Origin of the sequence: Okeania sp. KiyG1, assembly GCF_014132355.1 — a bacterium.
GTDB lineage: Bacteria > Cyanobacteriota > Cyanobacteriia > Cyanobacteriales > Microcoleaceae > Okeania.
Window position 1 is genome coordinate 22,257 of the sequence record NZ_BLZO01000018.1, and the last position, 20,508, is coordinate 42,764.

General features: G+C 34.4%; 19 protein-coding genes and 1 pseudogene. 2 read left to right on the plus strand and 18 right to left on the minus strand.

Going from position 1 to position 20,508, the window contains the following annotated elements:
* Positions 1 to 118: 118 nt before the first annotated feature.
* From SAGCYANO_RS01950 to SAGCYANO_RS01955, 3 genes are all read right to left on the minus strand, one after another.
* Entirely contained in the window at positions 119 to 1,111 is a 993-nt protein-coding gene (locus SAGCYANO_RS01950; protein ID WP_237395601.1) for an SGNH/GDSL hydrolase family protein, read from the minus strand.
* Positions 1,112 to 1,113: 2 nt separating this feature from the next.
* A complete protein-coding gene (locus tag SAGCYANO_RS43845) occupies positions 1,114 to 1,353 on the minus strand; it encodes a hypothetical protein (RefSeq protein WP_237395603.1) in 240 nt (79 codons plus the stop codon).
* Positions 1,354 to 2,900: 1,547 nt separating this feature from the next.
* Positions 2,901 to 4,244 (minus strand): hypothetical protein, encoded by a 1,344-nt coding sequence (locus tag SAGCYANO_RS01955; RefSeq protein ID WP_202218546.1) that lies wholly within the window; start codon positions 4,242 to 4,244, stop codon positions 2,901 to 2,903.
* A gap of 835 nt (positions 4,245 to 5,079) precedes the next feature.
* Here SAGCYANO_RS01955 and SAGCYANO_RS01960 point away from each other — a divergent pair.
* Positions 5,080 to 5,184 (plus strand): annotated as a pseudogene (locus tag SAGCYANO_RS01960) (IS630 family transposase); the annotation flags it as partial.
* Positions 5,185 to 5,492: 308 nt separating this feature from the next.
* On the opposite strand, the gene SAGCYANO_RS01965 reads toward SAGCYANO_RS01960, so the two are convergent.
* From SAGCYANO_RS01965 to SAGCYANO_RS01975, 3 genes are all read right to left on the minus strand, one after another.
* Complete coding sequence (locus tag SAGCYANO_RS01965) at positions 5,493 to 6,716, minus strand: SGNH/GDSL hydrolase family protein (RefSeq protein WP_202218547.1); 1,224 nt, start codon at positions 6,714 to 6,716, stop codon at positions 5,493 to 5,495.
* A 539-nt stretch (positions 6,717 to 7,255) separates the two neighbouring features.
* Positions 7,256 to 7,471: a type II toxin-antitoxin system VapC family toxin gene (locus SAGCYANO_RS01970; protein ID WP_237395605.1), complete on the minus strand. Its 216-nt coding sequence runs from the start codon at positions 7,469 to 7,471 to the stop codon at positions 7,256 to 7,258.
* A gap of 248 nt (positions 7,472 to 7,719) precedes the next feature.
* A complete protein-coding gene (locus SAGCYANO_RS01975; protein ID WP_202218548.1) occupies positions 7,720 to 7,953 on the minus strand; it encodes a hypothetical protein in 234 nt (77 codons plus the stop codon).
* A gap of 630 nt (positions 7,954 to 8,583) precedes the next feature.
* On the opposite strand from SAGCYANO_RS01975, the gene SAGCYANO_RS43850 reads away from it, so the two are divergent.
* Positions 8,584 to 8,874 carry a hypothetical protein gene (locus tag SAGCYANO_RS43850; protein WP_237395614.1) on the plus strand — a complete coding sequence of 97 codons (291 nt, stop codon included), beginning with the start codon at positions 8,584 to 8,586 and terminating at the stop codon, positions 8,872 to 8,874.
* Positions 8,875 to 8,945: 71 nt separating this feature from the next.
* On the opposite strand, the gene SAGCYANO_RS01985 is transcribed toward SAGCYANO_RS43850, so the two are convergent.
* From SAGCYANO_RS01985 to SAGCYANO_RS02045, 12 genes are all read right to left on the minus strand, one after another.
* Entirely contained in the window at positions 8,946 to 9,167 is a 222-nt protein-coding gene (locus SAGCYANO_RS01985; protein WP_202218572.1) for a hypothetical protein, read from the minus strand.
* Positions 9,104 to 9,442 (minus strand): transposase, encoded by a 339-nt coding sequence (locus SAGCYANO_RS01990; RefSeq protein WP_202218550.1) that lies wholly within the window; start codon positions 9,440 to 9,442, stop codon positions 9,104 to 9,106. Before SAGCYANO_RS01990 ends, SAGCYANO_RS01985 begins: the two co-directional genes overlap by 64 nt.
* 316 nt (positions 9,443 to 9,758) lie before the next feature.
* A complete protein-coding gene (locus SAGCYANO_RS01995; protein WP_202218551.1) occupies positions 9,759 to 9,986 on the minus strand; it encodes a hypothetical protein in 228 nt (75 codons plus the stop codon).
* Between the two features lie 110 nt (positions 9,987 to 10,096).
* On the minus strand, positions 10,097 to 11,299 hold the full coding sequence (locus SAGCYANO_RS02000; RefSeq protein WP_202218552.1) for an SGNH/GDSL hydrolase family protein: 1,203 nt from the start codon (positions 11,297 to 11,299) through the stop codon (positions 10,097 to 10,099).
* A gap of 157 nt (positions 11,300 to 11,456) precedes the next feature.
* Positions 11,457 to 12,674, minus strand: a complete 1,218-nt coding sequence (locus SAGCYANO_RS02005; protein ID WP_202218553.1) for an SGNH/GDSL hydrolase family protein — start codon at positions 12,672 to 12,674, stop codon at positions 11,457 to 11,459.
* A gap of 1,378 nt (positions 12,675 to 14,052) precedes the next feature.
* Positions 14,053 to 14,217, minus strand: coding sequence for a DUF5989 family protein (locus tag SAGCYANO_RS02010; protein ID WP_202218554.1), 165 nt, complete (start codon positions 14,215 to 14,217; stop codon positions 14,053 to 14,055).
* Positions 14,218 to 14,619 carry an SxtJ family membrane protein gene (locus SAGCYANO_RS02015; RefSeq protein ID WP_202218555.1) on the minus strand — a complete coding sequence of 134 codons (402 nt, stop codon included), beginning with the start codon at positions 14,617 to 14,619 and terminating at the stop codon, positions 14,218 to 14,220.
* 1,332 nt (positions 14,620 to 15,951) lie between these two features.
* Positions 15,952 to 16,425 (minus strand): hypothetical protein, encoded by a 474-nt coding sequence (locus SAGCYANO_RS02020; RefSeq protein ID WP_202218556.1) that lies wholly within the window; start codon positions 16,423 to 16,425, stop codon positions 15,952 to 15,954.
* Between the two features lie 299 nt (positions 16,426 to 16,724).
* Entirely contained in the window at positions 16,725 to 17,849 is a 1,125-nt protein-coding gene (locus tag SAGCYANO_RS02030) for a hypothetical protein (protein ID WP_202218558.1), read from the minus strand.
* Positions 17,850 to 17,857: 8 nt separating this feature from the next.
* On the minus strand, positions 17,858 to 18,121 hold the full coding sequence (locus tag SAGCYANO_RS02035; RefSeq protein WP_202218559.1) for a GTPase: 264 nt from the start codon (positions 18,119 to 18,121) through the stop codon (positions 17,858 to 17,860).
* Between the two features lie 73 nt (positions 18,122 to 18,194).
* Positions 18,195 to 19,340: an amino acid ABC transporter substrate-binding protein gene (locus tag SAGCYANO_RS02040; RefSeq protein WP_202218560.1), complete on the minus strand. Its 1,146-nt coding sequence runs from the start codon at positions 19,338 to 19,340 to the stop codon at positions 18,195 to 18,197.
* Positions 19,341 to 19,411: 71 nt separating this feature from the next.
* Positions 19,412 to 20,488 (minus strand): WD40 repeat domain-containing protein, encoded by a 1,077-nt coding sequence (locus SAGCYANO_RS02045; protein WP_202218561.1) that lies wholly within the window; start codon positions 20,486 to 20,488, stop codon positions 19,412 to 19,414.
* Positions 20,489 to 20,508: the final 20 nt, after the last annotated feature.

Here is a 20,508-nt window from a genome sequence, read left to right on the forward strand (position 1 = left end):
CAGAATAATAGCAGAAAAATCACTCTGACAAATATATCCGACTATATCCTAATTAATTCCTCGTTTCTCCTAACTACTCCCCACTCCCCCACTCCCCACTCCCCTACTCCCCTACTCCCTACTCCCCTACTCCCCTACTCCTTTCCAACTTATACTTATCACATAAATAATTTGACATGATTTTTCCTACAAATTTATGACCTTCAATATTCCAATGACCTCCACAAGGTTCTGCATTATCAAATCCATACAAACACTTGCCTGTTTTTTGTGCTTCATTTCCTAATGGTCCAGATAAAATATAAACTGGAATATTTTCTTGTTTGCCAAACGCTTCTATTCTCCGGTCTGGATAGTATAAATCTGATAAATTATGATTATTTTTAAATTTTTCACGGTGTTCTAAATTGGGATGCACTTGATGAGAATCACTAATTGCTATAACCATAAAACCTGCACCTCTTTCATATACTTCATCTCTCATTAATTTAATCAAACCTTCTGTAACTTTCCAAGCTTCATCCCACTCGGAATTTAATTCAGGTTCTCGATAAAAAGAAATCAAACTTTTACCTTTTTCATCTAAAAATTGACGTGGTTTAGCATCCATATCAACTTTTCTGATTAGCTGTAAAATTCGGGAATTTCTCACTAACCAAATTGGTAATATATCAACCATTGAAAAAACATAACGACCTCTTTCCCAAGGTTTCATTGTCTGGAATGACATATCTAATTCTAACTCACCATTTTTATAGACAAAATAAGGTCTGAGGTAGTCGTGGTCTAGAGGGCGATAATTATTCCGAAGATCATTAGCAGCATAAAAAGCTAATATAACTAAATCTGGTGCATAATCCCAAACATGATGCCTTAAAGTCATCAATTCTTGAGCTGTTCCATAACCCTGTGATCCAAAATTCATTACCTCAACTTTTTGGTCTTTTAATACAGAACATTGTTGTAATTTTTGCTCCATAATTGCACCATAAGTATCCTCCAATTTGACATGAAACGCTTCTGTAAAAGAATCTCCTAATAAAGCAATTCTTAATCCATTTTTTGGTTTAGTTTTACTACGTTCATAATCACGAAACCCTCCACTATTCATTTTCAATTCTGAAGGTATACCTTCTCCTGTCCAAAATGCTGTGGCGTTAGGATTTCCTGCCCAACCTCGATGAGGATCTTTGCTAGTATATAGAGATTTACTTTCTGATTTTTTATCTGTTCTTGGTGGTGGGGGATGTTTAATCCTAATATTCTTAATCCTATTTCTCCTACTATCAAAGCGAATATAAATGTACCTATTGTTATTCCTAGATTTACTACTAAATTTTGTGTTTTTTTCATTTTTTATACTAAGTTTTCCATCTGGACTTTCGGTGAAACTAGATAAGCAAACAGCCGTCAGCTATCAGCTATCATCTATCAGCTTCATTACTGAAAAATTCAGGTCTAAAGTCTCCCTTTTTAAGGGGATAAAAAGCGGTCGAGAGATGGCGAGGAAACTTCGCCATATCTAATCGACCAAGAGAAAATAGCATATTCCGCATTTTCTTGCCTCCTTATTGTAGATGTACTGATAACTTATAACTGAAATGACCTGTAGTTGACAACTAAAGAGCGTCGTTCTTGTGCTTCAATTCTCTGGTTGAAAATATAGCAGAAGTTAAGTGAATGCTTGTTTCATTCATTAAAAAGCTAAGAACTAACTACTAATAGTTGAATCCTTATGAAACTAGAAAGATAATTAGGGTTTGCGCTCAAAAGTCTTTTGGTAGGGGTAGGAGACAGGAGACAACCCACCCCTGACCCCTCCCAACCCACCCCTCGCCCCTCCCCTCCCAGGAGGAGGGGAAGACAGGAGACAGGAGAAATGGAAATTATAGAGGAGGTAGTCGTAAAAATTGTCCCAAGATTGTTCTGCCATAATCATCCCAAAATACTAGCTTTATGCAGCTCTTTAGACCGAAAAGCTTGCACTTTTTAAAGGCAAAAAAATGCTGAAAGCAATATCAGTCAATGCTTTGATATTTAATCAGCAAGCCCTAATTACTTCTAAGGTTTGGTCTGGGGACTTTAGCAGTAACTTTTTATTCTTTCTCAATTTCAAAGATTGCTTTTACCAAATAATTAATAATTAATAATGAATAATTAATAATTAAGAGTTGATAGTTAATAATTAAGAGTTGATAGTTAATAATTATTCATTCAACAATTCACGCCTTGAAGCCTCCCCTTTTAAGGGGATAAAGTGGTCGTAGCGCAGCTTCCCGGAGGGTGGGATTGCTCCGAAACCTGCGCCATATCCAATCGACCAAGAGAATCAAAAAAAATCCTTTTAGTCAATCCTATCCGTTTTAAGAAGAGGTAATTATTAATTGTTAATTGTTAATGACTGAAGCAGACCCAAAATTAATAACTGACGGCTGAATACTTACGGTTGAAAATGTAGCATAAGTTAAGTGAATGCTTGTTTCATTCATTAAAAAGCTAAGAACTAATTGCTAACAGTTAAATGCTTATGAAACTAGAAATATAATTACCGAATAATTAATAATTATTAATTAAATAATTAGCAATATTTGCCTCCCCAAGGCGAGGCCGCGAGCTGTTGCTCTACAAGGGAAAAAAAGTGCTAGGATATTTCCTTATATTCAATTCCGTAACGGTTAAAACCCGAAGTAATTATCCATTAATGAATATAAGCTTTAACCATTCAACTATCATCTCAAGTCAAAACTATTGACTGTAATAAATTTTAATTTTATCAAAGTCATATAAGGCAAATATCACTCTTTTTATACTTTATAATTCTCCTTAAATCTCTCAATACTAATTCCTGTGAGAAAAGCCATGAATTAATAGCTGATAGCTGATAGCTGATAGCTGAATGCTTACTCTTCCATGATAGTTTTGATGGCATTAACAATATATTCTTCTAATATTGTCTGACCCATCATATTGTAATGGCAGCAAGCATCTCGATAAACTATTTCTTTTTCCCCATCAAAAATATTCACAGTATTAAATATATTAACCTCTGCTTCTTCTAAGCTATTAATTTTAGAAAATAATACTGGATAACCTTTTCTAACTCCTATGGCATAAGGATGACCTTCAATAATAAAAATTTTTTCTTCTGGGCTAAATACTCTTTCTGTCGAATAATATTGATTAGGCTGAATAAAGTGAAAATACCATATATTTCTCTCGGCTAGAATTTGACTCATTGTTAGTGATGACTCATACCAATTTTGAGCAACTTTCTCAAAAGCAACTTTATCCTCTAATACTTCTGACATTTTCTTCAAAGATACTAGACTATTACTCCCATCAATTTTGCTAGAATTTCTGGCGACTTGTTCATCATATTTGATAATCTCTGCTTGATATCTATCTAATAATCCTTTAACCTGCAAACTTCTCCAACCATGACACAATGCTAATTTACAACTTTCCAATTTATTAATAGCAGTTGATAAATTATTTTTCAGTTCGCTAATTTGAACGATCGCCTTCATTACTGACAAATCATTGCTAGCTAACTGTGTTAAAGGTAGGATATGTTGTATGCTTGGCAAAGATAAATCTATTCTTTCCTGATTATTTTGGTGAGATAGTGCTACTTCATTGAACCCATCTATATTAATAACTAAATCAAATTCTTGCCCAATAGAAATAAAATAGTTAAGCATTAATAACTGTTGTGGTTGTTTATAACCCCCACCGGCAAAAGATAAAATGATAATTTCTTTGTCTTTGAATTGAGGAATTCGTTTTATATATTCAATAAATCCTTCATTTCCTCTAGCTTGATTAATAACCGAATTTAGAGCCAAATCATTAGCAACTGAACCGCCAAATACACCGATAACAAACTGATTTTTATTGCTTTTAACAAAAGGATAATCATACTTAGATAGAAAACCATAATTATTAACCCTTATTCCTGATTCTTCGTGGGTAAAACTTCCTTCTTTTAATACATAGCCAAAAAAAGGATGTAGTCGCTCTAAGATTGATTCATTATTTATATCTGTATTTAGTCTAGTTCCTGTTTTTTCCAACTCTTCCCGAACTTGAGAAACAGTATTTTTTCTAGTATAAAATAGTTGCTTTTCCTGAAAATAATAAAATCCTAATGAAACAGCCTCTAAGCCAATAAATGCTAAAACCAAGTTAATACTAACTAAAGTAAATCCTGTTTTTATTCCCTGCATTAATTTAAAAATTTTCATAGCATTGCTGAATTTTTGTTTACCCTAATTGCGTGTTGTTATAATTAGGTTTGCTGAAAAGTCTTTTAGTAAGGGGAGGAGTCAACCCATCCCTAGCCCCTCCCAGGAGGGGAGGAGCGAGTTAGGATAAATGGGAATTATAGAGGAGATAGTAGGAAGAATCGTCCCTTGATTTTTCTGCCCAACTCTTGACCAAAATCCTAAATTTTTGAACCTGAGCCACTTAAAACTGCGCACTTTTTGATACTTAAAAAGGCACTTACTTTTATCTGTAAACACTTTTAGATTTAATCAGCAAGCCTTAATTAAATGTACTTATTGTTATTCTTAGTGCAGGATGGCGGAAATAACTGACCAGTTACAAAATCCTAAAAGCCTTACTTTTGACTTTCTTGAGTGCGTCTTACATTCTGAGGAAACCTCGCCAATTAGCACTCGCTTTTGTATGGGGGAATGGCTATTCCCCCATACTGACTTTTAACTTCCGCGTAGCGACACTAGGGTTACTACTAAATTTTGTAGCTTTTTCATTTTTTATACTAAATTTTCCATCTGGATTTTTGATGAATGCTTACTCTTTCTTTTCCATAGCAGTTTTAAATGAATTAGCAATATATTTGTCTAATATTGTTTGACCAATTTTTTTCAATATTTACTCCTTCTATCTTAGATAACTAAACTTCTTCTCTCCTACCTCCTAGATAACTAAACTCCTTCTATCCTAGATATAATTGTTCAACTTAAGGATGAGACAAAAATAGAGTAAAATCTTCAAATAGAATTGAGGGGAGTTTAAAGAATGACTTATAGTTTAGAGTTAAGAAAAAAAGTAATAGTAAATGATATTGAACATGATTTTAGTGCATTAAAGAGAGCCAGAATGTATGCCCCTTCACATAAATCTTTAGATGAAATTATCCGTGATTATTGTATAGCTTAATGTCTCATACCAAATTGATAAATATTTGCTACAAATAGCTAGGATATTTCTTAGGAGTCAGGAGTCAGGAGTCAGGAGTCGTATGGGAATAGCTTAAATACCATTTTTCAGGTCGGAAATCATTCTTTTTGTCAAAGGACATATCCTGCATTTGTCTTTTTATTTCTCTTACTATTCGTAACATTCTTTTTTCAAATTAGTATCATTCTTAAGTCAAATAACTATAAGTAAACTCCTTCTATTCTAGATAAGTAAACTCCTTCTTCTCTCTTCCTTCTTCCCTCTTCCTTCTTCCCTCTTCCTTACTTCTATTTACTTAGCAAAGTAGTATATCTTTCACAAAGATAATTTGCCATTATTTCCCCTACAAATTTATGACCTGCCATATTCCAATGACCTCCACAGGGAATTGCATTATCAAAACCATGGAAACATTTACCTGTTTTTTTAGCCTCATCCCAAATAGGTCCGGCTAAAGTATAAACTGGTATATTTTCCTCCTTACCAAAATTTTTTAGCCTGATATCTGGATAAAATAAATTTGGTACATTCAAAGACTTTCTCAATCCATCACGCCTTTGAATATCCGGTAAAACCTGATGAGAATCACTAGCTGTTATCACCATAAAATCTGCCCCTTTTTCGTAGACTTCATCTCTCATTAATTTAATCAAACCCTCAGTCACTTTCCAAGTTTCTTCCCAATCATAATTTGCTTTTGGATCTTGATAGAAAGCCATATTAATTTCACTATAATCTTTTTCATACTGACGGCGTTTTCCATCAATATCTACCTTTCTAATTAGCTGTAAAATCCGAGAATTTTCCACTAACCAAAATGGTAAGAAATCCACTAGAGAAAAAGCATAACGATCTCTCTGCCAAAACTTCAAATCACGGAATGACATATCTGCCACAAGTTGACCATCTTCATAAATAAAATAGGGTCGTAAATGGTCATGTTCCAAAGTACGAGAATTATTACGAAGGTCGTTAGCAGCAAAAAAAATTAAGATGACTAAATCTGGTGAATAATCCCAAACATGATGTCTTAAAGTCATTAATTGTTGTGCTGTTCCATAACCCTGTACTCCGAAATTCATTACCTCAACTTTCCGGTCTTTTAAAACAGGACATTGCTGTAAACTTTCTTCTATTATTGCAGCATGAGTATCTTCTAACTTTACCTGAAGTGCTTCCGTAAAAGAATCTCCTAATAAAGCAATTCTCAATCCATTTTCCGGTTTAGTTTTACTCCGTTCATAATCCCTAAACCCTCCACTATTCATTTTTATTTCCGAAGGTATACCTTCTCCAGTCCAAAAAGATTTGCCATTAGGGTTTCCTCCCCAACCTCGATAAGAGTCTTGGAAAGTGTAGGGAGTATTTTCATCTACTTCCGCATCCATTCTTGGCGGTGGGGGATGCTCAATTCCTCCTACTCTTAGACCTATTTCACCTATAGCGATAGTAAATATTAATGTACTGAGTGTTAATCCTAAATTGATAGCTAAATTTTTCAGTTTTTTCATTCTATAAAATTTACTTGAGCAAGAAATTATTCTTAGTTTTAGTATTGAGAATAAGTTAAGTTAAAAATCAAGTTATATATAGTAGCCGAAAATTGAAACAATTCTGGGAATTTTCTTATTTTGTAAGCATTCAGCCGTCAGCTATTAGCTATCAGCTATTAATTTTGGAGAAGATAAAAGCAACCTTTTCAATTGAGAAAGAATAAAAATTTACTGGCAAAGTCCCATTTCTAAACCGGAGAAGTAATTATTCATTACTAATTAGCTGATAGCTGACTGCTAATAGCTGTTTGCGCAGCATTCCGCAGGAAATGCTTACCTTATTTTTGAAGATACAACGTGGAAATAATAGTCTCTTGCCAAATTTTTTCATTCATATTTTATACCAATTACTAAAAGTAATGCTATGCTTCAGCTATACTTCAAAAGTTAAATAGTTGCCAAGGTTTTTATCTTTTTTTGACAATTATTTATCAATCAGTCTTGATTGAGACTACTTTGACTTCTCCCTGTTCCCTCTTTTCTGAAGAGGTCTAATATTAATATTTAATCTCATACCATTTTTGAGCGTTAATAAAACGACTCAAATGCTTAACATTTGCGGTAGCAACTACGAGGTTTTGACCAGGATTTTCGATTTGCATTAGTTGACATTGAGCTGCAATAATTACATCAACATCAATATTTTGAGGATTAGCTGTAGGCATCCCTTGAAAACGAGAAATTGCCCACAACTGGGCAGCTTGTTGCATCACTGATTTTGTAATAGGTAAAAAATCAATTAAATTGTCTAAATTATTTAGATTATCAATACTTTGATTTGATGTTCCTCTGATTGATTTTAAAATTAAACTTCTTCTGACTTCATAATCACATAAATCTGAACTAATAACATAAACACCTTTTGATAATAAGGAGTATAGCCATTCTTGACATTGTTGAACTTCTAATTTTTCGTTTGGAGATTATAGTAAACCTAAAACACTACTATCAATAAAAACTATCATTTTTCGCTATATAATTTATGTCCTAGTGGTCTGAAGCTGTCAAGAATTTGTTTGAATTTTTCTAAGTTTTCTTTTCTGGTTTGTATTTCGGTTTCTGTGACTTTTTCTTCTATTTGTTTTTTTAACCATTCCATTACTGGTTGATTAAGACGTAATTGTTCTTCTATTGTGCGACCTTGATGTTTTAAATAGGGAGCAAAATTATTAGGATTTTCTTTGTAATTAGACATAATTTTATTCTGGTTTTTTCAGTTCAAATTCTAATAATTAGTTATTGTAGATCATTGCGACTAGAACAAAGTGGAAGGGAGCAATCTTGAAAATCCCTGAGATTGCTTCCTCTCGTCGCAATGACCACTTTTCAGCCGGGTTATATCTACATATATATAGTATAGGCATGAAAAAAATGTAGGGACTTTTCATGGTTAGGACTTACACAGATACGCTATATATAGTACTTGTAACTATTGGACAATAGTTACTGGACTCTATACATAGTGTCTTTGCGTAAGTCCTGATGGTACATCCCTACAAGTTCTCCATCGAAGCTTTAAAGCCAGGACTTACGCATTTTTCCGATAAAAACACTATATATACCATAGTGCTATAGTTTTTATCTACTATATATAGTGCCTTTTCGTAAGTCCTCAAAGCTTTAAATTTTGCCTCTCCTGTCCTAAACTAAACCATCCGTACCTGGAGGAAGTGCCCAGAAACCAACAAACTCGTCTCGATAGTTAAGTGTATCAAGCACTAACTGCCTATTCTATTATTTGGATCGGAAGTATAAAAATGATTGACTACTCTCCTGGCTAAAGCCGAGGGGATTCTAAGTTGATACTACGCAACAGGATAAGTCCATGTTGCTCCGTTTTTTCTTAGCTGACCAAAGATACACTCTCTGGGGACAAGTCAAAGTGCCCCTACACAGTCGGCTTAAGTTTAACCCTAGCTTTCTGCTTACTTTTGTGATGATATTTGCAGCCCCATTACAGTCTGCATTAATCAAGCAATTATTACCAGTTCTATACAAACCACGCTGTCTTGATGCAGTCGCTCATGGGGGAAACCCCCAAGACCGCGCTGCATCGCTTTATTCTTTTTCCTGTTTCGCTGCGCGACATGAAAAGCGTTTGCGTAGCATTCCGTAGGAAAGCTTGTCTGAAAGACTTAGGTTTCCAATCATTGGGTTTCTCACCATAAATAGGTAGATAGTCACCATCTAAAAATGAAGGGGCGAATGCCATTCGCCCCTACAAGTATAACTTTCTTCGGTTTCTATCAATATTATTCCATATTCGTCGCACAACTGAGCTATTCTTTCTTTGATTCTAGCTGTGGGAATTGGTACAAATTCTGAATTACTTTTCTTTCCTAATTCTATTTGATTTTTCTGACCTTTATTCCAACCAAATACAATTTTACCAATAGAATTTTTAAACAATGATTAATTACTATTCTAGCTGCTTTGTTAATACCGTCACGGATTTGGCGGTTACGAATTTCAGTAATGGCAGCTAGCTTATTTGACCAAAATCCTTGAGATTTATTTTCTTTGATAGTTGATATCTGTTTGTTGTACCAACGATTCATTGATTTGAGATGTTTACCATCTACAATTAAACTAGTACCTACATTAGAGACACAACTCAACCAATTATTTACACCATGGTCAATTCCTAATACATTGTCTTGATTTAATTGAGGTTTAATTACCACTTCTTTTTCATAGACACGCTTCCCAATAAAAACATTTATTTCTGGGTAATATTCTCAGTTCTTTCAGAGATGAAAATTCTAGATTGCTCGGCATTGGAATTAAAAAGCTATCTACTCCAAACCAGCGTTTACAGGTATTACAAGCGTGGCACTCTAATTTGATTACCTTTAAGTTTTAATGCTTGCTTGGGGTAACTTACTGTAGCCATTCCCCCTTTTTTTCTGTAGTTAGGAATTTTTGGTCTGTCTGAGATTTTTCCTTCATTGTAGGCAATAATCAGACCATAATAAGAGCGAAATGATTCAGCTACAGTTCTCAGTATTTGTTGTGCTGAAGAGCGAATATAAAACTTTGTAATGATAGTTCTTTTTGTAGACTAATTCCTGCGTCATACTTACCCAGAGTTTTGTGAGACTTAAAATATAATTGTCTGCCATAATATATTCCCATGTTAGTGAGCTTGTGAGACTGTTCGCACAAGAATGTTAAAATAGCAATTAATTCGGGATTTTTACCTACTAAAACTTGCTGACAAGAGTACATTTGAAACGAGGATTAGATGGCTTTATTCTGAGTAATAATTAACTTGAGCTGAACATCTTTAAAATTCTGACTGATAACTGATAACTGATAACTGATAACTGAAAAGACTCCTAACTCCTATATTTCTCGCACAAATAATTTCCCATTATTTCCCCTACCAACTTATGACCTTCTACATTCCAATGACCGCCACAGGGAAGTGCATTATCAAAACCATGTAAACATTTACCTGTTTTTTTAGCCTCATTCCAAATAGGTCCAGCTAAATTATAGACTGGTATATTTTCCTCTTTCCCAAAATTTTTCAGCCTGATATCTGGGTAAAATAAATTTGACACATTTAAAATTTTTTTCAAGTTATCGCGCTCTTGAAGATCGGGCAGTACTTGAGAAGAATGACTAACTGTTATCAGCATAAAATCTGCCTTTTTTTCATGTACTTCATCTCGTATTAACTTAATCAAACCCTCAGTTACATCCCAAGCTTCTTCCCAATCAGAATTAGGTTTTGGTTCTTTGAAAAAATCTATATTAATTGCATTGTAATCCCGATTATACTGACGGCGTTTAGCATCAATATCTACCTTTCTAATTAACTGTAGAATTCGAGAATTTTTTATTAACCAATATGGCAAGAAATCTACCAGAGAAAAAGCATAACGATTTCTCTGCCAAAACTTCAAATTTCGGAATGACATATCTGCCACAAGTTGCCCATCTTGGTAAACAAAATAAGGGCGTAAATGGTCATGTTCTAGAGCACGATAATTGTTACTAATATCGTTACCTGGATAAAAAGCTAAAATGACAAAATCTGGTTGATAATCCCAAACATGATGTCTTAAAGTCATTAATTGTTGTGCTGTTCCATAACCATTTACGCCAAAATTCATTACTTCTACTTTTCGGTTTTTTAACCCAGAGCATTCTTGTAATTTTTCTTCCATTATTGCACCATAAGTGTCTTCTAACTTGACATTAAGTGCTTCTGTAAAAGAATCTCCTAATAAGGCAATTCTTAATCCATTTTCTGGTTTATTTTTACTCCGTTCATAATCGCGAAATCCTCCACTATTCATTATTATTTCAGAAGGGATACCTTCTTCCTGCCAAAATCCTTTACCATTAGGTTTTCCTGCCCAACCTCTGTACATATCTTTGAAAGTATGGAGAGGATTTTGATCTCCATCTATTTTTATCGTTGGATGCTCAATTCCTGCTATTCTTAATCCTATTTCACCTACTGTCAGAGTAAATATTAATGTACCTAATGTTAATCCTAAATTGATGGCTAAATTCTTGAGTTTTTTCATTCTATTGGAGATTTTTTTGTTAAGAAAAAGTCTTTTGGTAAGGGTAGGAGTAAGAATTCAGGAGAATTACAGAGAAGGAAGGAAGAAGAATTGTCCCTTAATTTTTCTGTTCTCATCTACCTAAAATACTCCCTTACTCCCTTACTCCCCTACTCCCTTACTCCCCTACTCCCCTAAGCCCTTTACATAAATTTTCAGCAATAATTTCTCCTGCCAATTTATGTCCTGTAGCATTCCAATGTCCTGCACACATTGCCGTATTTTTAAACCCATGAACACAAACAGGATTTTCTGCAACATAATCATCAAAAGGTTCAACTAAATCAATCACAGAAAAATTATAAGTTTCTCCTAAATTTTGCAGTCTTTTTATCGGATATAACCAGTCTTGAATATTCATGATTTTCATATATCCTTCTCGCCATCCTTTATGGGGATGAACTTGCATCGGAGTCATCACTGTAGCTACTTTAAATTCTGCTCCTTTTTCTTGAACTTCTTTTGCCATAATTCCAATTAGTTCATCTGTAATTTTCCAAGCTTCTTTCCAAGCATAATTTGGTGGTTCTCTAAAATTATTTGCTTGTAAATTTTCAAAGTGTCTTGCCGCATTTCTCTTCCTTTGGTCTGCCTCTACTTTTTTGATAATCTGTAAAATTCTTACATTATTTACTAGCCAAGTCGGTAATTTATCAACTGTAGTAATCATGTAGCGGTTTGCTTGACTAATAGTTAGCTGTCTAAATGATAAATCTAATTCTAACTTCCCATTTTCATAAACAAAAAAAGGTCGATAATGATTATTTTCTAACTTTCGAGAATTATCCGTAACATCATTGCCCATAAAAAAAGCTAAAAGCACAATATCAGGCTGAAAATCCCATACTTTTTCTCGCAGAGTTAATAATTGTTGGGCTGTACCATAACCATCCACTCCAAAATTAATTACCTCTACTTTTTGACTTTTTAAATCGACACATTTTCCCAATTCCTTCTCCATTACTGCCACAAAAGTTTGCTGATAAGAAATCTGCACTGCTGAAGTAAAAGAATCTCCAAGTACAGCAATTCTTAGAGTATTTTCTGGTTTTGCTTTAGTAATTTCCGGTCCTCTAAGACCATGACTATTAAACTCTAAATAAGCCTTTCCTTCGCTCGTCCACCAACCAGAAACATTACCTCTATATTCCCAACCTCTAACCGGATGAGGAATAGTATGAAACGTAGGATAAAATTCTGCATGGGTACTTTCCGGCATTTTTTTTAAACCCTCCAAACCAGCAATTCTTGCTCCTACTTCAGCGATCGCTACCCCAACAAATAAACTGGCGAAAATCATACCTAAATTTACCGCCAAAGTTTTTAGTTTAATCATCCTCTCAGCTATAATTTTTTTGTATTTTGATCGTGTAGATTGGGTTGAAAAAAATTAGCGGAGTTTATCCGCAGGATAAACCCAACTTTTCAATTATCAGTTATTAGTACCTCTAGTTGAAACCTTCTGCTGGAAATGGAAATATAGAATATTCTCTTTTTTTTATCCTCTCAAAAGCAGAGAGTCTTTAGCCAAAATTTTCGGTAATTTCAGTTATTAGTACCTCTAGTTGAAACCTTCTGCTGGAAATGAAAATATAGAATATTCTCTTTTTGTATCCTCTCAAAAGCAGAGAGTCTTTAGCCAAAATTTTCGGTAATTTCAGTTATCAGTACCTCTAGCTAAAACCTTCTGCTAGAAATGGAAATATAGAATATTCTCTTTTTTATCCTCTCAAAAGCAGAGACTATTTACTCAAAATTTTCGGTAACTTCAGTTATCAGTACCTCTAGCTAAAACCTTCTGCTAGAAATGGAAATATAGAATATTCTCTTTTTTTTATCCTCTCAAAAGCAGAGAGTATTTACTCAAAATTTTCGGTAATTTCAGTTATCAGTACCTCTAGCTAAAACCTTCTGCTGGAAATGAAAATATAGAATATTCTCTTTTTGTATCCTCTCAAAAGCAGAGAGTCTTTAGCCAAAATTTTCGGTAATTTCAGTTATCAGTACCTCTAGCTAAAACCTTCTGCTAGAAATGGAAATATAGAATATTCTCTTTTTTTTATCCTCTCAAAAGCAGAGAGTATTTACTCAAAATTTTCGGTAACTTCAGTTATCAGTACCTCTAGCTAAAACCTTCTGCTAGAAATGGAAATATAGAATATTCTCTTTTTTATCCTCTCAAAAGCAGAGAGTATTTACTCAAAATTTTCGGTAATTTCAGTTATCAGTACCTCTAGCTAAAACCTTCTGCTAGAAATATAGAATATTCTCTTTTTTTTATCCTCTCAAAAGCAGAAGCTATTTACCCAAAATTTTCGGTAACTTCAGTTATCAGTACCTCTAGCTAAAACCTTCTGCTAGAAATGGAAATATAGAATATTCTCTTTTTTTTATCCTCTCAAAAGCAGAGACTATTTACCCAAAATTTTCGGTAACTTCAGTTATCAGTACTCCTAGCTAAAACCTTCTGCTAGAAATATAGAATATTCTCTTTTTTATCCTCTCAAAAGCAGAAGCTATTTACCCAAAATTTTCGGTAACTTCAGTTATCAGTACCTCTAGCTAAAACCTTCTGCTGGAAATGGAAATATAGAATATTCTCTTTTTTATCCTCTTAAAAGCAGAGAGTCTTTAGCCAAAATTTTCGGTCAAGGAAGACATAGGTAAAGTTAAAAAAACTTTTTCCTTTCTTCTTTACTGCCAACATAGTCAGATTAAAACAAAGTATAAATAAACGGCGCAATTACAGAAGACTGACTCAGAACAATCAAAGCTCCTAACAAAACTAAAGTAATAATCAAAGGCAATAACCAATACTTTTTCCGCTCTCCCATAAAACCCCAAAGGTCTTTAAGAAACTCTAATATTCCTTCAAACATTTAAAAAGGTCGCTCCATACTTTCTCTAGTTTTTAATTGACTCATCACCCGATAAGTTGAAGTTTCAGTATTAAATTGTCGCTCCATAGGGTCTTTTTTAAACATTCGCATAATCAAACCCATTGGCATAACTACAAGATAAAATACTAACCCCATCCATAGGGGAGTCATTATTGTACTCAGGAAAATTCCCACCCGCATCCAAAACTTATAAACAGGTCCCAAAGTAGAGGGTGAAACAATTGCCAATACCAATAGAGGAGTAGCAATTATCCAAGGCCATGGATGCGGAGGCCAATTTCTGTGGAGTAATGGTAGTAATAGGCCAAATAAACCGCCAAAAACACCACCTACTATTAGACCAAACTCCCTGAGACCCTTTTTATCAATTTTCGGTATCATAAACACTCAACACAAATATAGTCTTATGTAGTTAAATATAGTCTTTTGTCTCCATAAATTTGGGCGACTATTGACATAATCTAACAATGCCTGTAATAATAGAAAACTAAATAGCCTCAAGAGTCAACGATCTGAGTTCAATAGGGTGAAATTCCTGGACTGACACGCTACCTCTAGACACATAAGAACCTACGTCCAAGCCTCTGTATTATGACCAAGTAGAAATTGAATCAGGGAGATCATCATGCAAAGAGGAAAAGAAAAAGCAGTCCCAAATGCTTTTGGCTATGGGATAGAGAAGCCAGTGCGTTGGGCGGGTCCCCCGACTTGAAGCAACTGGCGTGGTGTTGTAGTTCATCCAGTCAGAGTAAGACCTGCAAAATAAGGATATGTCATATTTGACTATATTTTTATCAACTATCTCGCGATCGCTCATTAGTTATCCATAAATCAATATTTTGTTAACTTTTAACTCGTAGCAGAAAAGTAATCAAAAGTCAATGTAGGTTGGCTAGAACGATAGTGTTAGCGTAGCTTATCCGTAGGAGATACCCAACAAATATTTGTTGATGTTGAGTTTTCTCTATTGAAGACCCTGTGGAAACGGGACATTCCTTAATCTCATATATAAATACTAATCGGTCATATTTGTCTTCCTTTTTCCTTTCGCATACCACAAAATTGTCAATTTCTCAAACTGCCCAAAAGTTAGGAGATAAAAATTTGTAATTTATGCTTGAGGAACACAAGACTATTTGCCTCTAAAACAACGAAATAATCAGTATTTGCAGCGTCAAAATTCTCTTAAGCAATACTTACTCTTGGATTTTTCTATTATTTAGAGTATCACACAACTGAGCTAAAGTGCTAAAAACATTGAAACTTAGTTAGGTGCATCAGACAAATCTTCTCCTTTTTTGTCATCAAATCCTGACAAAATTAAAAATATTCAAACTAAAAGACTAAAACTTATAAGTAAAAGTTAAGTGTTCAACTAATTTTGAGATATAGAAGTTTTTGAAGCGTTGGCGGAGCCTAGCGGCAGCTATATCGCTTTAGTGGAGTGAAACATATTAGTCGGAGCGATCGCTCGTCCGTCCGCTGCAAAAAATTGTGAGACTGGATAAAGGCAAATCAAATTGCCGACAAACGCTTGACCTCAATATCACGGATGGTCATTTCTGCTTGCCATATTATGTTGTATTGGGTTTGCTGGTTGAGCCAACTTTCGGCAGATGTACTAAAAGACTTAGAAATTTGTCACCCTGTAAACTTTTTGAGCTTTCTAGACTCAAATAGGCGCACTTTTTTCCACCCTAAGATGGAAATGAACTATGCGTAGATTTGCTTGCTGGATTGCCTTGCGGTAGCTGGATTCGATTTAGTATCTATAAATTGCACAGAATCAAAAGTATTAATCCACAAGTGAGCGCCACAACTTGCTGGTTTATAAGGTCGATAGACGATTTGGCAAGGACCTGAAATATATAACTCATAACCATAATAGTTCTTACCGCCGTGCTTAACTGACACTACAGCTTCCAATTCTGTTGGAGGCTTACTTTTATTACTTTGAATTTTGTTTTGATTGACATGAATCATTTTTGGTGTGGTAGATTCTCTCTTGCGCCACATACCTTTCGGACCCCGCCGAGCCGGAATTATTACCGGCATTCCACTCTCAGAAGCTGGTATTTCCCAGAATCTACCCTTTTTTTCGGCTCCTTTAACTCTTCCTTGAGCGAGTAAAACTAATAAACGTTGACGAGATATACCTAATAAAAAAGATGCTTCTCTAGTACCCATGATTTTTTTCCTTAACTGTTGGACAATAGTTAGTGTTTTATAAAAAAGATAACATTAATTATCAAAGTTACCATAGCCTAAAAAGTGTTTGGGGAAGGGTGGAGCGATCGCTTACCTACTACAATTTTCCATTTTTCATTACCACAAAATTGTCAATCTATCAAATTGCTGAAAGGTCAAAATGTAGGGGCTTTCTCGCAATTCGCCCCTACCGTCTGCTGCACTGAATTGTTAGACCGGATAAAGGCAAATCAAATGGTGGACAAACGCTTGACCTCAATATCAACGTTAATATTTGATCATGTATTAGCAACATCAGCTAAGGGAATTTTATTAAGTTCAGAGAGATTTTTTGCACACTGATCAATAATTTGTTCCTCATTTGCTGATAACCAATCAAAATTAGTAGCGGTACATACTTCTTGCACAATCTCATAACGTCGAGCAATTACCAATTCATCAACTTCTTTCCCAACAGCAAATCCATGCTGTGAAAGTGCCCAAATGACAGTAATACAAATACACTCAATTTTACTAAGTTCCTCTCTAGATAGCTGTGCACTAATATCTGTCTGGGCATTGTCTATAATTCCCCAAATTCCTCCTAGACAAGTCCCAATCACCGAGCCAACTTGTGTACCTATCCAAATACCACTAATAATTCCGACTCCTCCTGTTAAAACACCAGAAGTCGATGCTCCAATAGCTGCACCGAACGTAGCTCCAAGAGCAGCAAGCCCACTTGTAGTAGAACCTGTATATATCAAAAGCTCTCTAATATTAGTTTTTCTTCTTATATTAGGTTCAGGATTTTTAATAACTGCATTATCTACATTTGACGGTACAGATACTTCGTAATACAGCTCGGAAGCATTCTGAATAAATTTTGTCACTGCATCATAGACAAATTCAGATATTATGAATAGAGCTTCCTCTTTTGATTTGTCTAGATTGTAATCAAATTTTGAGGTTTGAACAGTTATTGTCTGCCGACATTCATCTAAACACTCGAATATGAAATTGTAAGCTTCCTTAACTTTATTTTCTTGGTGCTGCTGAAAGGCTGACAGACTTTTCTCAAATAATAAACTTTTATCATAAGGGAGACATTCTTTTATAGCGCTATATATCTCTACCACTCTTTCTGGATCATACCAATGAGCATCAAATACAAAGGTGTCAGACACACCACAGTTGTAAAGTACGTCTTTCCATTGTCCAATTCGTGTTATCCGTTCAGCAACTACATTTGACTCTATGGTTGCTTGAAGCAAGGAAATACCTTTATTTAAGAGAGCTACAACTCCTTTTTGAGAAGATACGACTAACTCTATCTCTGTTTGATGAGAGCCATCTGGCACTGTCTCTAAAGAGGCTACATACAATATAACGTCACTTGATTTAATTGCCTCCCAAGCTTTCATTTCATACTCTAACTTTTTTCTAATACTGAATCTAATTTCATTAAACCTTGTTGTACATAGAGGAGAGTATTTGCTTCTTGGAAACCAGGAGTATCAATAAAAACAGCCTGTAGCCCTTCATATTCATATGGAGTAAGTTTAATCTTTTTCGTCACATTTGCTCGATCATCTATTTTTCCTATTTCTTGCTTCATTAAAGTTTGGATCAGAGTAGTTTTTCCACTATTAGTATGTCCAACAACTGCAATTTTAATCAATTCAAATTTTGGCATCTTATTCATATCCTATACATTTCTTGAGAAACAATTGAGTCTAATAACAATTACTACATTAGTTTAGAGAACATTATCGGAATGGAGGGGAATAAATTAACCCTGGCTCCTCTTGGTTATTCCATAAGTTATTTAGCCCTCGTCTAATCCGAGTAGAAGAATTTGGACCTAAATTTCTCTCATATATTTCACCGTAATTTCCAACATGACGAATAATTCTTTGGGCATAATCTGGCTCAAGCCCTAAACGTGAACCTATACTATCCGCTGTTCCTTCTAGACCTAAAAAACGAATGATTTTGGGATCTTTACTGGCTTTCTTCTGCTCAAGATTATTTTGATTAATCCCTAATTCTTCAGCCTCTATCAGAGCAAATATAATCCATCGAACAATATTAACCCACTGTGAGTCACTATCGATTACAACTGGAGCTAAAGGTTCTTTAGATAAGGTTTCCCGTAAAATAAGATGCTCATCTGGATTTTCAAGTAAGTTCCTATTTACATCAAGTTGCGATCTATCAGAAGTTACTGCTTGACACTCACCTGCTTCATATAGTCGATAGACATCCTTTTTATCTTGAAGCTCTCTAATTTGAAATGTTAAGTTACGCTTCTTCCTTTCATCTTCTAAATTTTTTTGGCTAGTAGTTTCTGTCTCGACACAAATTACCTTACCATTTAGATCGTTAAGTGACCTTACTTCACTATTTTCTCGAACCAAAATACTTTGTTCATCATAAAAAACTATTGGAGCAAATTCGATATTAATTGATACATCTCTCTCGATAGTCCACGTTGTATTTCTGGAAAGAACATCAATTTTTCTTGAAGAGATTTCTTCAAAGCGTTCTTTAGTATCAAGAAACCGATATTTTACTGCATTGGGGTCGTCGAAAATAGCCGCAGCAATAGCCCTACATATATCTACATCAAAGCCAACAACAGAACTTTGTATCTGCTCATAAATATTATTTGGAATGTTTGGATCGTTATCTATTTTTGTTACGTCAAAATCTTTCAATTGCACATAACTGAAGCCTGGTATATTACCATTTACGCCACAATTTAACCATCCTCTTTTTTTTACCTGTTTCAAGATACTCCGTTCTCCTAAAGTCTGTTCTGAAGTCTTATAAGTTTGGGTTAAAGAACAAGCATTCAAAAGCAACAATATCAAACCTAATAACCAAATATTTTTAACATTTTTAAATTTCATAGCATTATTCCTTGCAACAAAAATACCTCAAATTAACAAATAAAGTATTTCATTTTTGATTTACAGAATTACTATTTCTCTTCTCTTTTCCAAATTATAATTTTGCGGTCTAAGCTCCCACTTACAATATGAATTTGATCTGAGCTAATATCAACTGAGCGAACCGATCCTTTGTGTTCTGATAAAGTTTTAAAGGTTTTTTTGCTGCACAAGTTCCATAGCTTTATTTGATTATCATTACTTCCACTCACAAGTAGTTTTCCTTCTTCCGAAATTGTCAAAGTATTTACTGGTTGAGAATCATGTTCCCCAATGAATTCCCTAGCTGTTTCTGGTTGCTCTTGTGTATTCCAAACTTTAATTTGGCCATTGTTTGTACCAAAAATAAGTTCATTATTATCAGCTCTAAAGACAAGAGAATTTATTGGCCAAGAATTTTTGTATGAAGATACTTCGTCCCCATTATTCATAGTATTTTGAGTACCTAAATTCCAGGTTTTAATCAGTTTGTCATTTCCAACTGTAAATAAAGTTTGATCGTCATTACCAAAAACTAGAGCAAAAACCTCGCGTCCGGAATGCCCTGAAAAAATTCTGTAACGAAGTTTCCAACCATTTCCACTTTCACTATGTTCCCAAATCAAAATCGTGTTGTTGCTACTTGCACCAATGAGCTTCCCACTTCTACTAATATCAATTGATGATACCTTTTCACTTTGCTTTTCAGGAAAAATTATGTAATCCTCACTCCAACCATTCTTTGATGATTTATCTGATTGCCATAAGACTACAGAGCCATCTGTAGTGCCACCAGCAAGATAACCTATTTCTTCATTTACATCTAAAGACCTAAATCCTTTAAATTCTGTCTGGAGAATTGGATAATCTTTTTTACCACCCAAATCTAAAATATAAATTTCAGAAGAATTACCAGCGCCTACTACTGTTTTATTTAAGTTGTTAATGACTACAGATGATACGTCAAACCCAAGGTCAAAATCTTGAAAAGAAACATACTTAGGAGGGGTATAGTTTTGATTATTACACTTTTCTAGATTGCTATTAAAATGAATCCCTATTGGGACAATAATAAAAACCGAGAGAACTAATATAAAAATAAGTCCTGGAGGAGGAAGCCTGAAACTCATGGGAAATAATACTTTAGATA

What these genes read in the sequence shown, in the direction of transcription:
- SAGCYANO_RS01950 (WP_237395601.1), bottom strand. Translation starts at nt 1,111, where the DNA reads ATGAATAGTGGAGGGTTTCGTGATTATGAACGTAGTAAAACTAAACCA.
- SAGCYANO_RS43845 (WP_237395603.1), bottom strand. Translation starts at nt 1,353, where the DNA reads ATGAAAAAAACACAAAATTTAGTAGTAAATCTAGGAATAACAATAGGT.
- SAGCYANO_RS01955 (WP_202218546.1), bottom strand. Translation starts at nt 4,244, where the DNA reads ATGAAAATTTTTAAATTAATGCAGGGAATAAAAACAGGATTTACTTTA.
- SAGCYANO_RS01965 (WP_202218547.1), bottom strand. Translation starts at nt 6,716, where the DNA reads ATGAAAAAACTGAAAAATTTAGCTATCAATTTAGGATTAACACTCAGT.
- SAGCYANO_RS01975 (WP_202218548.1), bottom strand. Translation starts at nt 7,953, where the DNA reads ATGTCTAATTACAAAGAAAATCCTAATAATTTTGCTCCCTATTTAAAA.
- SAGCYANO_RS43850 (WP_237395614.1), top strand. Translation starts at nt 8,584, where the DNA reads ATGTTGCTCCGTTTTTTCTTAGCTGACCAAAGATACACTCTCTGGGGA.
- SAGCYANO_RS01995 (WP_202218551.1), bottom strand. Translation starts at nt 9,986, where the DNA reads ATGTACTCTTGTCAGCAAGTTTTAGTAGGTAAAAATCCCGAATTAATT.
- SAGCYANO_RS02000 (WP_202218552.1), bottom strand. Translation starts at nt 11,299, where the DNA reads ATGAAAAAACTCAAGAATTTAGCCATCAATTTAGGATTAACATTAGGT.
- SAGCYANO_RS02005 (WP_202218553.1), bottom strand. Translation starts at nt 12,674, where the DNA reads ATGATTAAACTAAAAACTTTGGCGGTAAATTTAGGTATGATTTTCGCC.
- SAGCYANO_RS02010 (WP_202218554.1), bottom strand. Translation starts at nt 14,217, where the DNA reads ATGTTTGAAGGAATATTAGAGTTTCTTAAAGACCTTTGGGGTTTTATG.
- SAGCYANO_RS02015 (WP_202218555.1), bottom strand. Translation starts at nt 14,619, where the DNA reads ATGATACCGAAAATTGATAAAAAGGGTCTCAGGGAGTTTGGTCTAATA.
- SAGCYANO_RS02020 (WP_202218556.1), bottom strand. Translation starts at nt 16,425, where the DNA reads ATGGGTACTAGAGAAGCATCTTTTTTATTAGGTATATCTCGTCAACGT.
- SAGCYANO_RS02030 (WP_202218558.1), bottom strand. Translation starts at nt 17,849, where the DNA reads ATGAAAGCTTGGGAGGCAATTAAATCAAGTGACGTTATATTGTATGTA.
- SAGCYANO_RS02035 (WP_202218559.1), bottom strand. Translation starts at nt 18,121, where the DNA reads ATGCCAAAATTTGAATTGATTAAAATTGCAGTTGTTGGACATACTAAT.
- SAGCYANO_RS02040 (WP_202218560.1), bottom strand. Translation starts at nt 19,340, where the DNA reads ATGAAATTTAAAAATGTTAAAAATATTTGGTTATTAGGTTTGATATTG.
- SAGCYANO_RS02045 (WP_202218561.1), bottom strand. Translation starts at nt 20,488, where the DNA reads ATGAGTTTCAGGCTTCCTCCTCCAGGACTTATTTTTATATTAGTTCTC.